Source organism: Gibbsiella greigii (assembly GCF_039540155.1).
In the GTDB taxonomy this organism is placed as follows: Bacteria; Pseudomonadota; Gammaproteobacteria; order Enterobacterales; family Enterobacteriaceae; genus Gibbsiella; species Gibbsiella quercinecans.
Map to the genome: position 1 here is coordinate 266012 of NZ_BAABEM010000022.1, position 15025 is coordinate 281036.

Annotated in this window: 8 protein-coding genes and 2 tRNA genes; 3 read left to right on the forward strand and 7 right to left on the reverse strand. The window is 55.1% G+C overall.

Annotated elements, in window-relative coordinates; all coding sequences use genetic code 11:
* Positions 1 to 78 precede the first annotated feature (78 nt).
* Complete coding sequence (locus AC559G_RS17165; protein WP_498913389.1) at positions 79 to 1323, reverse strand: enterobactin/ferric enterobactin family esterase; 1245 nt, start codon at positions 1321 to 1323, stop codon at positions 79 to 81.
* 726 nt (positions 1324 to 2049) lie between these two features.
* Between AC559G_RS17165 and AC559G_RS17170 the strand changes: the two genes are divergently transcribed.
* Positions 2050 to 3165 carry a nucleotide disphospho-sugar-binding domain-containing protein gene (locus AC559G_RS17170; RefSeq protein WP_498913391.1) on the forward strand — a complete coding sequence of 372 codons (1116 nt, stop codon included), beginning with the start codon at positions 2050 to 2052 and terminating at the stop codon, positions 3163 to 3165.
* A 131-nt stretch (positions 3166 to 3296) separates the two neighbouring features.
* On the forward strand, positions 3297 to 6992 hold the full coding sequence (gene iroC, locus AC559G_RS17175) for an ABC transporter ATP-binding protein (RefSeq protein ID WP_498913393.1): 3696 nt from the start codon (positions 3297 to 3299) through the stop codon (positions 6990 to 6992).
* Between the two features lie 91 nt (positions 6993 to 7083).
* Here the strand turns inward: iroC and AC559G_RS17180 are convergent, their stop codons facing one another.
* From AC559G_RS17180 to AC559G_RS17200, 5 genes are all read right to left on the reverse strand, one after another.
* Entirely contained in the window at positions 7084 to 8028 is a 945-nt protein-coding gene (locus AC559G_RS17180) for an alpha/beta hydrolase (protein ID WP_498913395.1), read from the reverse strand.
* 162 nt (positions 8029 to 8190) lie between these two features.
* The gene (locus AC559G_RS17185; RefSeq protein WP_498913397.1) at positions 8191 to 10479 is read right to left on the reverse strand and encodes a TonB-dependent siderophore receptor; all 2289 of its coding nucleotides are present in this window, start codon (positions 10477 to 10479) and stop codon (positions 8191 to 8193) included.
* A gap of 400 nt (positions 10480 to 10879) precedes the next feature.
* Positions 10880 to 10956, reverse strand: a tRNA-Val gene (locus AC559G_RS17190).
* Positions 10957 to 10995: 39 nt separating this feature from the next.
* Positions 10996 to 11072 (reverse strand) — tRNA-Val (locus AC559G_RS17195).
* Between the two features lie 195 nt (positions 11073 to 11267).
* On the reverse strand, positions 11268 to 12644 hold the full coding sequence (locus tag AC559G_RS17200; RefSeq protein ID WP_498913399.1) for an MATE family efflux transporter: 1377 nt from the start codon (positions 12642 to 12644) through the stop codon (positions 11268 to 11270).
* Between the two features lie 236 nt (positions 12645 to 12880).
* On the opposite strand from AC559G_RS17200, the gene AC559G_RS17205 reads away from it, so the two are divergent.
* Entirely contained in the window at positions 12881 to 13528 is a 648-nt protein-coding gene (locus AC559G_RS17205; RefSeq protein WP_498913402.1) for a riboflavin synthase, read from the forward strand.
* A 103-nt stretch (positions 13529 to 13631) separates the two neighbouring features.
* Here the strand turns inward: AC559G_RS17205 and cfa are convergent, their stop codons facing one another.
* Entirely contained in the window at positions 13632 to 14783 is a 1152-nt protein-coding gene (cfa, locus tag AC559G_RS17210; RefSeq protein WP_498913404.1) for a cyclopropane-fatty-acyl-phospholipid synthase, read from the reverse strand.
* Between the last annotated feature and the right edge of the window lie 242 nt (positions 14784 to 15025).

Below are 15025 nucleotides of genomic sequence, written 5' to 3' on the forward strand. Positions count from 1 at the left end.
CATACTACGGCGCCGAGCGTATGATGGGAAAAAATTAAAAAACATATCTTAAGACAAAAAAAGCATATCTCGCCGGTGCTAGAGCATTGTGGCCAACCCGTCGATAAGGGCACCGCGCCACCAGGCATAGTCGTGGCCGCCGGTATAGACCGCAAGCTGGCTATCGACGCCAACGGTGCATAGCCGTTGGTGCAATTGCTCGACATGCGGAACCATTGCCCCTTCCAGTGCCCCCACGCACAGCCTGATCCGCACCGTCTGCGGCGGGCTGGACAATACCCGTTCGCTCACCCAAGAGGTATCGCTTTCTTTAAACATGATCGGGCGCCGGCTGTTGTCCGGCATCCACCACATGGAGGGGGAGGTGCTGATTACGGCGCCGAAAACGTCAGGCGTATGCACGGCGGCCATCAGAGCGGTTACGCCGCCCAGGCTCTGCCCGCACAGCACGGTCTGAGAACGGCCGGCCCAGGCTCTATCTGGGTGTGCAGTGCGCACCTGCGGTATCAGGCGCTCGGCAATGTCGATCACCAATTGGTTATTGCCGCCCAGGATTGCGGCGCGATCCCGCTCATCTTTATTGTCAATGCCCAGCACCGCCAGCGGGTGGATACGGCCGCTGGCTATGGCGGCGTCGATAGCGCCCAGAGCGCCGACGTGATCAAACCAGGTTTCAGCATCGGGCAATACCAGCAAACCTAAAGGCGTTGAGCTGGCGACATCGGGGATATAGAGGCGCACACGGCGCTGCTGCCCGGCAACCACGGGATACGATGTGGTAAGCGTGCCGCGGTGGGGTGCGGGGGTGGCGGCCCATTCGCACTGCTCGGGGGCCTGATCGAGGGCCAGAACAGAGACCCACGCCTCCCCACGCACGTTGATGCCTGGCGCTTTGCAGAAAGGATCGGCTTGCCCGATAAACGGCGTGAAGCGCCCACCAAGTTGTGAAATCTGCTCAGGCGAGGTTCCTTGCGGAATCTCCGTAATGGTGTATGAGCCGCGGTAACTGGCCGGCAAGCGCAGTTGCAGCGCCCAGATATCGCTGGAGGGAATATGGGTCATCATCCCTTTGGCAACGTGGCTTTTATCGGTCACACGGTTCAGGCAGAGATAAACACCCTGTAATACTTTTTCCGAGCGCCAGAGAAAAGTGACGTCACGCTCGCCGCGACTATCGTCGGCCACCGTCACCAGAGGAACATCGACAGATTCCACGTCATGCCAGAACTGAGCCACATCCAGCGATGTCGGGTTCGCCAGCTGTGCCAGTATGCGTTCTGTTGTACTAAGCTTATCGGGTGTGAAAGCGGTGACATTCTTCATTCTTGGCATTCCATGAAATATACGGGGTTTATTAATTTGGCCAATAAAATTATTTCAACGTTATATTAAAGTGTGTAAGAACTCGTGTCACGATAAAACATCGCCGTCTGATTTATTACTAATAAGCCGGGGAAATTAAATGGTTAATTTTGACATGGTAAAATTCCTATTATCGATTTAATTTTCACTCGTATTATAATTATATGCTAACGTAATGCGCAGAGTCCGCCAATGAAGGCTAAGACGGGCTCCAGGCAAATAGTCTCGCAAGCCGTAATATTAATGCGAGCTATTTAGGAACGCAGCAATGCTTACCACAGGTCTTTCCCATAATCTGAATAAGTGTAATATATCCTATTGTTTTTAATGTTAAAGATTCTATGGATTGCGGTGATTGCTATTGTCCACAATGTTTGAGGTAATTTCTAAATATAATGACAATGTATTTTGTGTCACTATTTTAGAAAGCGGGCATGTATTAATCGCTATTGTTCTTACGGAAGCGGAAAACATTATTCGCTAGTGACGTAGTGCACGGGGTAGGTAATAGCTTGCGTTGGTTACGGTTGCTGGGTCGTCGAAAATTTACCCCCATGACATTTCAACGGGGACTCAGCGCCGGTTGGCTGAATATTCGCTTGACTGGAAATCCATGGGCGCCTTAGCAGTCGGGGGCCTGCGCGACTTTCAGGATTTCACTGTGTCAGGCCGGAGATGAATTTTCTCATGCGTATTCTCTTTGTTGGCCCACCCTTATACGGTTTGTTGTATCCCGTGTTCTCGCTTGCCCAGGCTTTTCGTGTTCAGGGGCATGAAGTGTTGATCGCAAGCGCAGGCAAATTTGCGCAAAAGGCGGCGGAGGCCGGCCTGGTCGCGTTCGATGCCGCGCCCGGCTTCGATTCGGAGGCCGACTATCGGCGGCGGGAAGATCTGCGTAAAAAAAGCCATGCCGGCACTAAAATGGGTAACTTCTCGTTCTTCAGTGAAGAGATGGCCGATCGGCTGGTTGAACAGGCCGGGGCATGGCGGCCCGATCTTATCATCTATCCGCCGCTTGGCGTGGTCGGCCCGTTAATTGCGGCCAAGTATCATATCCCGGTTGTCATGCAATCCGTCGGGTTCGCCCACACGCCCTGGCATATCAAAGGGGTGACACGCTCGCTGGCCGATGCCTATAACCGCCACGGCGTCACTGCGCCACCGCGCGATCTTGCCTGGATCGATGTCACGCCGCCGAGCATGAGCATATTGGAAAATGACGGCGAGCCCGTCATTTCAATGCGCTATGTCCCCTATAACGGCGGCGCCGTCTGGCAAGACTGGTGGGCTAGATCGCCCGGCCGTAAACGCCTGTTGGTCAGCCTGGGCACCGTCAAGCCGATGGTTGATGGGCTGGATCTTATCTCGTGGGTTATGGATTCGGCCGATGAGGTGGATGCAGAGATTATCCTGCAGCTTTCGGCCAATGCGCGCTCAGATTTGCGCAAGCTACCGCCCAATGTGCGGCTGGTCGATTGGATACCAATGGGCGTGTTTCTCAACGGCGCCGATGGGTTTATTCATCACGGCGGGGCAGGCAACACCCTGACGGCCCTGCACGCCGGCATTCCGCAAATCGTGTTCGGCGAGGGCGCCGACCGGCCGGTCAACGCCAGGGCCGTGGTGGATCGCGGCTGCGGCATCATCCCCGGCAAGAACGGCTTATCGAGCGATCTGATCAATGCATTCCTGAGTAATGCCTCACTGCGTACTGCATCCGCGCAGGTAGCGGCCGAAATGGCTGCGCAGGCCAGCCCGGCGCAGGTTGCTGAACAACTTGTCGCCAAACTGAATTACGGCTGATTAGCGCCAACCTGTGACGTTATTGCATTGCGTCAGCGATGGCGTTGCCTTCACGCGGAAAGGAACCCGGAGGCAGCCTGTGCTGGCGCAGTTTTAATCGGATTTATGCTCAGGCAGATAAAGGAGGCTTGATGCCCACTGCTCATTCTTCAAAGGCAACTGATTCCTGGATTGTCCGTCTTGCCGGCGTGTGCTGGGAACGAAAGACGTTAAGCATTATTGTGATACTGGCTTCGGTATCGACGATTGTCCTGGCCGCGTTGGCGCCTTTACTTACCCGCCAGGCGGTTAACGATGCGCTGGCCGGCAACTCGGCACGTTTGCCATGGCTCGCCGTTGGTTTGCTGGTGATTGCGCTGTTTGATTTCATCGGCAACTACGTGCGGCGCGGATATGCGGGCGAGCTTTCGCTGTGGGTTCAGCACACGCTGCGCGGAAGAGCCTTCGACAGTATTCAGAAACTTGATGGCGCAGGGCAAGACGCCTTGCGAACCGGGCAGGTTATTTCGCGCACCAATAGCGATCTGCAGCAGATGCACATTCTGTTGCAGATGTGCCCGGTGCCATTGGCCGTCCTCACCTATTATATCGCTGGCCTGGCGGTGATGTTGTGGATGTCGCCGGCAATGACGCTCATCGTGGTGGTGGTGCTGGCCGGCCTTGCTGTTACGGCGCTGCGTGCGCGTCGTCGAGTTTTTGCCCAAACCGGCCAGGCTTCGGATCGGCTTGCCAACATGACAGAACACATGCGTGAGGTGCTGACACAAATCTCCATCGTCAAATCCTGTGTGGCGGAACTGCGCGAGATGCAGTGGCTGGATCGTCAATCGAGGCAGATAGTCCGCGTGCGCATTGGCGCGGCGATTTCCCAGGCGATGCCGGGCGCCACTATGCTGGCGCTTCCGGTGCTTGGCCAAATCGTGCTGCTGGGCTTCGGCGGCTGGTCGGTCATGGCGGGCCGGATCGATCTGGGGACGTTCGTGGCCTTTGCCAGCTTTCTGGCCATGTTGACCGGCCCGACCCGAGTATTTGCCTCGTTTCTGGTCATTGCCCAACGGACTCAGGCGTCGGTAGAACGTGTTTTCTCCCTCATTGATACCCGACCGCAAATGCAGGACGGCGATCAGTCCGTCGCCGGCAAGGTTATCGGCCTGGAACTGGATGGTGTTGGGTTCCACTACGGCAACGGCGTGGAGGTATTACGTGACGTGTCATTTTCCATGCGTGCGGGAGAAACCGTCGCGATCGTCGGCGCTTCCGGTTCGGGCAAATCAACACTGCTGATGCTGCTTGCGCGCTTCTACGATACCACCGCCGGGCAGATGTGGCTTAACACAGAGCAGGGCAGGCAGAACATTGCCGATCTCAAGCTGGCCGAACTGCGCCGGCAGGTCGGCGTGGTGTTTGAAGATACCTTTTTGTTTGCCGGCACCGTGGCTGAAAATATTGCCTATGGCCATCCGCAGGCCAGCGAAGATGACATCCGCCGTGCTGCCGATGCGGCCGGCGCCACGGGCTTTATTTCAGCGCTGCCAAAGGGGTTCAACACGCCGCTGGCAGAGCGTGCGGCAAACCTCTCCGGGGGGCAACGGCAGCGCCTGGCGCTTGCCCGCGCGTTGCTCACCGCGCCTGAGCTGTTGATCCTGGACGATACAACGTCGGCGGTGGATGCCGGTACGGAAGCGGAGATCAATAGCGCACTGGCACGCTATGCCGATGACGAGCACATGTTGTTGGTGATCGCGCGGCGCCGTTCGACGCTGCAACTGGCCGATAAGATTGTGGTGCTGGAAGCGGGGCGCGTTGCGGATATCGGCACACAGGCGGAGCTTGAGCAACGCTGCCCGGCATTCCGTGCGCTGATGTCCGGCACGGGAGATTTTCTGGAGCAACCGGCGGATTCGGCCAACGTGCTCTGGCCAGAGCCGAGCGCCTCGCCGGTGGACACTGAACGCGATGAACCGCGCGCGGCAGGGGCCGGCCTGGGGTTTAGCGAGCGCATGTGCCGCGTGCCTGAAAAGGCAGTGCGGTTGGCGCAGGCAGGCAAAGGGCGGCGGGTGGCATCGTTGTTGGCCCCTGTCGCGTGGCTGTTTGTGGCCGCTGCCATACTGATCGCCGTGGATTCGGCTGCGAGCGTCGGGGTGCTGGTGTTGCTGCAGCGCGGTATTGATATGGGCGTCGCCATGGGCAATCTGGCCACTATCGCGGTTTGTGCCGGTTTTGCCCTGTTGTTGGTGATCGTCAGTTGGTGCTGCTACTCATTGCAGACCGTGGTTTCGGCGCGTGCGGCAGAAACCGTGCAGCACACGGTACGGTTACGCAGCTTCGGCCATCTGTTGCGGCTGGGCCTGCCTTACCATGAACAGCACGCTGATGCGCGGCTCACCCGTATGACCGTTGATGTCGACGCGCTGGCGCGCTTTCTGCAAAACGGCCTTGCCGGCGCGGCGACCAGTCTGGTCACCATGCTCGCCATTGCGGTAACGATGTTCTGGCTTGATCCCGTGCTGGCCCTGGTGGCGTTAGGCGCGGTGCCGGTGATCGCCGCCGCGACGCTGATTTACCGCCGTTTGAGTTCCCCCGCCTATGCCAAGGCACGGATTGAGATCGGCAAGGTAAATAGTACCCTGCAAGAGAAAGTGTCGGGGCTCCGTGTGGTGCAATCGCATGGGCAGCAGGATGTAGAGGCCGCCAAGCTGCGGACGCTGTCGGATCGCTTTCGCGCCACCCGCGTGCGTGCGCAGAAATACCTCGCCGTTTATTTTCCCTTTCTCACCTTCTGTACCGAGGCCTCTTACGCTGTCGTATTGTTAGTGGGCGCATCCCGCGTTGCCGAAGGTGAGATGACCGCCGGCGTGCTGGCGGCATTCTTCCTGTTACTGGGGCAGTTCTATGGGCCGGTGCAGCAGTTGTCCGGCATTGTCGACGCCTACCAGCAAGCGACTGCCAGCACAAAGCATATTGACGAACTGTTGGCTACCGAAGGGGCGGAGGACGTGCAGCCTGCGGATCCATCGGTGCACGTGCCGCTGAAGGGTGAACTGACGCTGGAGGATATCACCTTCCGCTATCCCGGCAGCAGCGAGCTGGCCCTGGATACGTTAAGCCTGTCGATACCGCAAGGTTCGGTGGTGGCGGTGGTCGGGCCCAGCGGTGCCGGCAAATCAACCTTGGTGAAACTGCTGGCGGGCTTTTATACCCCCACGGGCGGCAAGATCCGCATTGGCGAACGCGCGGTTGACGAGATGTTACTTGCCGACTATCGCTCCCGGGTGGGGCTGGTTGAGCAGGATGTGGCATTGTTCAGTGGCGATATCGCCGGGAATATTCGCTATGCGCGCCCAGAGAGCAGTGATGCGGAGGTGGAAGACGCGGCGCGGCGGGCCGGGTTGCTGGCAACGGTGCGCGCGTTACCCCAAGGGTTCCGCACCCCGGTGAATAACGGCGGGGCGGGCTTATCGGCAGGGCAACGTCAGCTCATTGCGTTGGCGCGTGCGCAGCTTGCCAATGCGCATGTTCTGTTGCTTGATGAAGCCACGGCGCGCCTGGATCGTTCGGCTGAGGAGGCGCTGATGACGTCGCTGGCCGCAGGTGCCCGTAACCATGGGCAAACGGCGCTGGTGGTTGCTCATCGGCTCACTACCGCCTGCCGATGCGATTTGATCGCGGTACTGGAAGGGGGGCGCATCGCCGAATACGGCACTCATGCGGCGCTGCTGGCGGCGGATGGCCTCTACGCGCGGTTGTGGCGTGATAGCGCCGGCGCCGCTAAGGAAACCCGGGTGGAACAGATCTTTGATGAGGGGACAGAGGCGCTATCATCCTGACGATGAAACCGGTGCGGGGGTGTTGCGGTGGCGACACCCCCTCGCCGTCGGCGTTATTCAGTGGCGAATACCAATCAGGCCAGGCTGATTATCACTGGCATGCCGCCGGCGCGTCGCTTGCGGCATTTTTTGCCATATCCAGCAACGCTTGTTCAAAACCAACGTTAAACATCTGGCCATGCGAGTATCCGGGATACGACCAGAATGTCACGGGCAGCCCGGCGTGATGAAGGGACGTAAGGGTTGCGTGAACGTTATTCAACACCTCGGGGGCCGGGGCTTCGGGGTTCTGACTCGGTACGCCGCTCCCTTCACTTAAATACAGCTGTTTATCACAAAATTTTTGCTTATCTATCGCCGCCAACTGTTGTAATAACCCGACATAATCACGGTTTAACGACGGGCTGGCGGCGTAATAACGGTGAAAAAACGTGGAGGATAAATAAGCCTCCAACACAAAAACCCCGCCCAAAGAATGCCCCCAGATAGCGCGTTTGCGGTGGTCGATGTTCAGCCCTTTTTCTGCCTGTGGGGCTAGGGTTGTTTCAAGCAGATGGCGAAAGATTAGGCCGCCACCGGCCATTCTGCCATGCACGTTTTGCTGATTGCCCGCATTATTGTCGTTAACCGGCGGCGTGTAGTCATACGCTCTGGCGGGCAAATCAAACGGCAGCGCCGTCTGATAGCCGATGACGACCAGTACGGGGGGGGTTTGTGCCGCCAGTTGTCTGAGCAATGCATCCGATAACCTGTCCATGACGGCGTTGCCGTCCAGCATATAAAGAACGGGAAACCCAGCGGCCGGTGGCGGGCTGTTGGGGATCCCCGTCCACACTTTGTAATGCCTTTTCCCATCGGCAGAATCGAACTTGCTGACGGAGAAATGATAAAAAGAAGAGCCTTTATCCGCGATATTGGGGCCCAAAGGCGTCATATCCGGTCTGGAATAACTTTTGCCTGCGTACAGGCAGGTTAATAATGCGGCCAGGCATAGCGCACTGCGCCTGTTTTTGCTGCAAGATATTCGGTGATTCATTTACGCAGACACTCTGATGAATACTGTTTTAGTTTCAGAACCCTCTTTCATAGCCGTTAAGAATAACACCGTGGCTTGCCTTTTTGCGCATGAGAATGGCCTGTCTGTCCGGCTGAGGAGGAATCCCATAGCCATCATCGACAGGCCGTTATTGCGGTTGGATCAGAAGTGCAGCCCCAGTTCCATATAGTAGGTACGCCCCGACTCATTATAAGTTCGTGCGCCTGCGCCATAGGCATAGGTGCCGTTGGCGCCGGAAGTTAAGGCGTTGCCGGCCCGGAACTGGCGTTTATCGAACAGGTTATCAATACCCGCAGTCACATCAATATCCTTGTTAATGCTGTAAACGGCGCTCATACCAAATACGGCGTAAGGGGCGACCTGCCAGGTTTCACTGCCGGAAGTGGCGCCGCCCTGCGCATTATACTTCTGCGGTTTTTGCCTGCCATACCAGGTCATGGTTCCCTGTACCGACAGATCGCTGGTGGCTTGCCAGTCCAACGTCGAGTTAATGGTGTATTTCGGGATAATCGTCAGGTAATCGTTGGTGGTTTTGTTTTTATTTTCGATGATGTAGGTAAAGTTGTTGTTCATCTTCACCGTTTCGCTAATCGGGAAGTTCAGCGTTCCCTCCAGCCCCTCTACCACTGATTTAGGCACGTTTTCCCATTTATAGATGTTTGAGGTCCCGTTGTTGTACTCAGGCGAATAGCCCGCTTCAATCTTATTGTGGTAGTCGTTGCGATACCAGGTCAGCCCGGCCTGCACATCATCGTGGTGGTACTCAATGCCGATCTCTTTATTGACGCTGGTTTCAGCCTTCAGATCGCTGTTTCCCTGCAGATAGCAACTGGTTGAGCTGGCATAGCAGCCATTGCCGCTGCTGTATAACAGGTAGTTAGGGTTGGTCTGGTATAGGTTAGGGGCTTTCCAGGCGCGGGCAATCCCCATCTTCAGAGTGAAATCATCCCCTAGTTCTTGTGACAGGTTCAGTGACGGGCTGATATTACTGCCGGTGTCGCTCTGATAATTGAAACGTATCCCAGGAGTCAGCCGCGTTGAATCAGTGAGATCCATATTATCTTCGGTATAAACACCGTAAATGTCGGCCGAACTATATTCACTGCGCCCTGACGTGGATACGCCGTTAATCGTAGAGGTATTGGTCAACGTATTCGAGGTGGGATCTTTCATGGTCTGATGATTCATCTCCGCACCGAAAGTGACGGTCTGATTGACCCACCAGTCGAACGGAATATTCACCTCGGAATGCAGGTTGGTATCATTCAGGTTAATGGTCGAGAAACCTTCATCCGTGGTGCTGAAAAGCCCCTCCAGACCGCCGGACAGGCCTTCATTCAAACGGGTGTTGCGGGTTTTTTCGAACTGAATGTAGTTATTGGTTGTAACACCATTATCCCAGGCACCGGTGTATTTCAGCGACAGTGTCTGGCGATAAATGATATTGGTCTCTTTACCGTAGTTTTGTTTCACCAGCGTACTGCTGTTGGTGTTTTGCGTGTCGCCGGCATACAGGTTGCCCTGGCGGCTGAAACCGGCATCCAGTTCCAGCGCTTGCATCGGCATAAATTCCCAGCGTAATGCGCCGTTAATATTTTTGTTGATCACACCTTCACGGCCGGCTGGCACCATGCCTGCATATTTACCGGTGCGTTCCGCTTCGTGCCCGCTGTTAATATCCTGTGCGTCAGCCTGAGTTTTGCCCCAGTTGCCGTACAGGCGCATCGTCAGATTATCCGCCAGCGCACCGCTCAGGCTGGCATTATAACGCCGGGTTGCCCCTTCAGATTTGTGCTCAGGGATGTTGTAATAGGTATTGAAGTTACCATGCCATTCATTGGCCGCCGGTTTGGTAATGATATTTACCACACCGCCCATGGCGCCATTCCCATAGAGCGCCGCCGCCGGGCCACGGATAACCTCAATGCGGTCTATCATTTCTGGCGGTACCCAATTGCTGTCGCCACGGGTATCGCGTTCGCCACGCCAGCCATAGCGCACTGAATTTCGGCTGCTTACCGGCATGCCATCGACCAGAATAAGGGTATTTTCCGGCCCCATGCCCCGGATATCAATCTGGCGATTGTTGCCGCGTTGGCCGCTGCTGGAGTTGCCGGTAAGATTAACGCCGGGCATGGTGCGAATAATTTCAGAAACATCACGTTGAATGGGGTGTTTTTTTATCGCTTCACTGTCAATGGTTGATACACCAGGCGCCTGTAGCGTTTGCACTCTGGCGGTTACCAGCAGCGTATCTTCACCGCTGTTTTTTTTATCGGAATTAACGGCGTTTTTCTTCTGGTCGGTTTCGCTGGGCTGGGCGTGTTTCAGCGTTGCCCCGGTATTCGTATCGTCCGCCAGTGCCTGAGTGTTCCCCAGGCTGCAAGCAATGAACGAAGCCAATAGCGAATATTTGTACGCAATTTTCATGATGTTATTAATTACCTGCCTGTAAAATGAGACAAACGAAAAAGTCAACTATAATGAGAACTATTACCAATTACAATTAAGAATGTTCTTACTGGCAAGTAAATAATGATGCGGCAGGTGTCTGGCCTGGCCACAAATTATACGGTGCCGGTTGCCGATATATTGGGGGGAAGGGCTGCGATGCGGGTTCCGCGGTTTTTTTCTCTACGGTTTCCCGGATGAACATAAAATGCTGCGCATTTAGTGTGGTGAAATTTTAGCGGCCAATATAAGGAAATATTACAGAAGTAGTGGGGGATTAAATTTGCCAACGCAGAGAACACGACACTGCATAAATAATGTAAAAAATTATTACTGTTATTTTGATGGCAGTGGGATTAATAAATGCGAGAAAGAGAAATGGTGCGTCCGAGTGGACTCGAACCACCGACCCCCACCATGTCAAGGTGGTGCTCTAACCAACTGAGCTACGGACGCACTGTAAGCAAATTTTCGTCACCGTGGTGAACAGAACGTTGGTGCGTCCGAGTGGACTCGAACCACCGACCCCCACCATGTCAAGGTGGTGCTCTAACCAACTGAGCTACGGACGCATCTTTTTTCTGCCTGTCATGGCTGACAGCGGGGACGAATATTAACGAGCTACCCGCACGCTGGCAAGGGGAAAAATGCAATTTTATCCGCTTATTCATCCGATTGCTGAACGAGTGTGCAGCATGCCGCTTTTTTCTGCATTTGGCGTTGAAATTAACGGCGGGCAGGGAGGTGCTGCCCGCAAGAAAAAATCATCAACGTGCGGAGCGGTGCAAAATCACACTGGCGGACTGTTTTTGCAGCCAGCGCATGCGCAGCGCCATCAGGATAGCCGCAAAGGTCAGGCCGATGATAAAGCCAATCCAAAAACCGCTCGGCCCCATCGCCGGTACCAGAATATCGGTTAACGCCAGTAAATAACCGCTCGGCAAGCCCAGCAGCCAATAGGCGGTAAAAGTAATAAAAAAGATCGAGCGGGTGTCTTTGTAACCGCGCAGGATACCGCTGCCGATGACCTGGATCGAATCGGAAATTTGGTAAAGCGCCGCTAGCAGCATCAAATGCGAGGCCATCGTGACCACGGCGGGGTTGTCGTTATACAGTAAGGCAATGGGTTCACGCAGAATAGCGGTAAACAGTGCGGTGACGGTAGCCATAGCGATGCCCACGCCGATGGACGCATTGGCGGCAATGCGCGCGCCCTCGACGGAACCTTCCCCCAGGCTATGGCCCACGCGGATGGTTGCCGCCACCCCCAACGACAACGGCAGTACAAACATCAAGGCGCTGAAGTTGAGCGCAATCTGGTGGCCCGCCACGGCGACAATGCCCAACGGCGAAACCAACAGCGCCACCACGGCAAACAGCGTGACTTCGAAGAAAATCGCCAGTGCGACCGGCGTGCCAATGCCAATCAGGCGTTTCATCGTCGCCCAGTCGGGCCCCCGGCGCTGGTTCGGCAACAGTTTGATGTCGCGTTGTGACGGCGCGCGTTTGACATACCAGCGCATCATCAGGAACATCAGCCAGTAGACGCTCCCGGTCGCGACGCCGCAGCCGATCCCGCCCAATTCCGGGAAGCCGAATTTGCCGAAGATCAGCACATAGTTAATCGGAATGTTTATCAGCAGGCCAATAAAACCAATGATCATCCCCGGTTTGGTTTTTGACAGGCCTTCGCACTGATTACGCAGCACCTGGAAAAACAGAAAACCGGGGGCGCCCCACATAATGGCATGCAGGTAGCCAACGGCTTTTCTTTCCAGTTCAGGATCGATGTTATGCATCATGTCGATGACGAATTTGCTGTTGTACAGCACGGCGATAATCAGCACAGAAACCGCCGAGGCCAGCCAAAAGCCCTGATTGATCTGGTGCGCAATCCGGTCACGCCGCCCGGCACCGTTGAGTTGAGCGATAACCGGCGTTAAAGCCAGCACCAGGCCATGGCCGAAGAGGATGGCCGGCAGCCAGATTGAGGTGCCCACCGCAACGGCGGCCATGTCGGTGGCGCTGTAGGAACCGGCCATGATGGTATCCACTACGCCCATGGCGGTTTGTGAAACTTGCGCAATAATGACGGGAATGGCGAGGGCTAATAAACTACGCGCTTCCTTGAGGTATTTCTGCACGCATACACCTTTGGAGTTATTTATAGTAGAGGCTGAGGGCGCCGTGACGGCGAACAATGAAAGTTGTGAAACATACTCACAAATATTGTACCTGCTCGGCGTTATGAATCAATCATTGTCATTACTGCAGGCCAGTGCCTGAATGATTTTTACCGCCGCAGATTTGGTTTTTTTTGCCAAGTGGGGCAAACTTGCTTCAGCGTTGTTGCACACATTGATTGAATAAAGAGGCGAACATGTTTACCGGCATAGTACAAGGCACTGCACCGTTGGTTGCTATCGATGAAAAACCCAACTTCCGTACCCATGTGATTGATATGCCGGCAGAGTTGCTGCCAGGGCTGGAGTTGGGCGCCTCGGTGGCGCACAACGGTTGTTGCCTGACGGTTACCGCGATAGAGGGCAGCCACGTCAGCTTTGATTTGATCAAAGAAACGCTGCGGTTAACCAACCTTGGGGCGTTGGCGATCGGTGACCTGGTGAATGTCGAGCGTGCGGCTAAATTCAGTGATGAGATTGGCGGCCATTTGATGTCTGGCCATATTATCTGCACGGCAGAAATCGCTAAAATTCATACTTCGGAAAATAACCGCCAGATTTGGTTCCAGATTCCTGACGCTACGCTGATGAAATATGTATTGCACAAAGGTTTTATTGGCATTGACGGTATTAGCCTGACGATTGGCGAAGTGATTAATAATCGTTTTTGCGTGCACTTGATTCCTGAAACCCTTGAGCGCACCACTTTGGGTAAAAAACGTCTGGGTGACCGGGTGAATATCGAAATTGATCCGCAAACGCAGGCGGTGGTGGATACCGTTGAGCGTGTGCTCGCCAGCCGGAATGCGGCGGCGGCTGTGGAAGAGGTGGTTGCCAAGCTGTAACGGTGATTATCGCCAGCAAGGGGATGGTGTGTGCTGGCGTGTTAGCTAACCCGCTCCCTGTCCGGGAGCGGAAGGGAGCAAGGGTTATGCGCAGGCGCCTGGGTTAGCGGGCAACGCGGATGCCGCCGGCAACGCCTTTCGGGCTGAATACCACCTGCCATAGCTGAATGTCGCGGGCGCGGAACGCACCGGCACAGGCATTCAAATAATAACTGAACATCCGTTCGAAACGCTCGGAATAACGTGCGGACAACTGCGGCCATGCCTGTTGGAAACGTTCGTACCAGGCCATGAGCGTGCGATCGTAATCCGCGCCAATATTATGCCAATCTTCCATCACAAAATGCCCTTCGCTGGCTTGCGCGATGTGCGCAACCGAAGGAAGGCAGCCGTTCGGGAAAATATATTTGTTGATCCAGGGATCGACATTCATATCGGTGCGGTTGGAGCCAATGGTATGCAGCAGGAATAAACCATCGGGCTTTAAATTGCGCTCGACCACGTTGAAATAGGTGCGGTAGTTTTTCGGGCCAACGTGCTCGAACATGCCGACGGAAACGATACGATCAAACTGTTGCTGTAGATCGCGATAGTCCTGCAGCAAAATTTTCACGTCCAGCCCGGCACAGCGCGCCTGTGCCAACTTCTGCTGCTCGGCGGAGATGGTTACGCCGACCACCGAAACACCAAAGTTTTTGGCGGCATAGGCGGAAAGGCCGCCCCAGCCGCAGCCGATATCCAGCAGGCGCATACCAGGCTGAAGTTGCAGCTTTTCACAAATCAACTGCAGTTTGGCTTCCTGCGCCTGTTCCAGGGTTTTGGCATCTTTCCAGTACGCGCAGGAATACTGCATGTAAGGATCGAGCATCAGGCTGAAAAGATCGTTACCCAGATCGTAATGTTCTTTCCCGACGATCCAGGCGCGCTTTTTCGATTGCAGGTTAACCAGGCGTGCAGTAGCGATACGCAGCGTATCTTTCAGGTGGTGGGGGAGTTTTCTTTCCAAACCGGCATTGATAACGCGCTGGAAGAAAACATCCAACCGCTCGCACTCCCACCAGCCGTCCATGTAGCTTTCCCCCAGGCCGAGGGAGCCTTCCTGGAGGACACGTTTAAAAAAATCAGGGTTTTTAACCTTGATATCGAAAGGTCGCGAGCCATTTATTGCAATACCGGCCATGCTGAGCATTTCATGGGCGATACGATACCATTGGTTATCTTGGATGCTCAGATCTTCTATACACGATGAACTCATAGCTTCTCCATTACCTTTCTTCTGACTTATGGCCCGCTTGAAATAGCTTAGCCAATTTTGCGGGCACATATGTAAACCTACGGAAAAAAACGCGGTGTCTGATATCCGACATGAGCAGAGGAAAACTTTAAGGAGACACCCGGCGCAAGTGGGCGCAGGGGACACTCATCTTAAAAAACTGTGACGCAAATACGCGAGCGCAGTAACTACTAATAATAAAAGTTATGCAACAGCGTTATGCC

What these genes read in the sequence shown, in the direction of transcription:
- cfa (WP_498913404.1), bottom strand. Translation starts at nt 14,783, where the DNA reads ATGAGTTCATCGTGTATAGAAGATCTGAGCATCCAAGATAACCAATGG.
- AC559G_RS17185 (WP_498913397.1), bottom strand. Translation starts at nt 10,479, where the DNA reads ATGAAAATTGCGTACAAATATTCGCTATTGGCTTCGTTCATTGCTTGC.
- iroC (WP_498913393.1), top strand. Translation starts at nt 3,297, where the DNA reads ATGCCCACTGCTCATTCTTCAAAGGCAACTGATTCCTGGATTGTCCGT.
- AC559G_RS17165 (WP_498913389.1), bottom strand. Translation starts at nt 1,323, where the DNA reads ATGAAGAATGTCACCGCTTTCACACCCGATAAGCTTAGTACAACAGAA.
- AC559G_RS17180 (WP_498913395.1), bottom strand. Translation starts at nt 8,028, where the DNA reads ATGAATCACCGAATATCTTGCAGCAAAAACAGGCGCAGTGCGCTATGC.
- AC559G_RS17205 (WP_498913402.1), top strand. Translation starts at nt 12,881, where the DNA reads ATGTTTACCGGCATAGTACAAGGCACTGCACCGTTGGTTGCTATCGAT.
- AC559G_RS17170 (WP_498913391.1), top strand. Translation starts at nt 2,050, where the DNA reads ATGCGTATTCTCTTTGTTGGCCCACCCTTATACGGTTTGTTGTATCCC.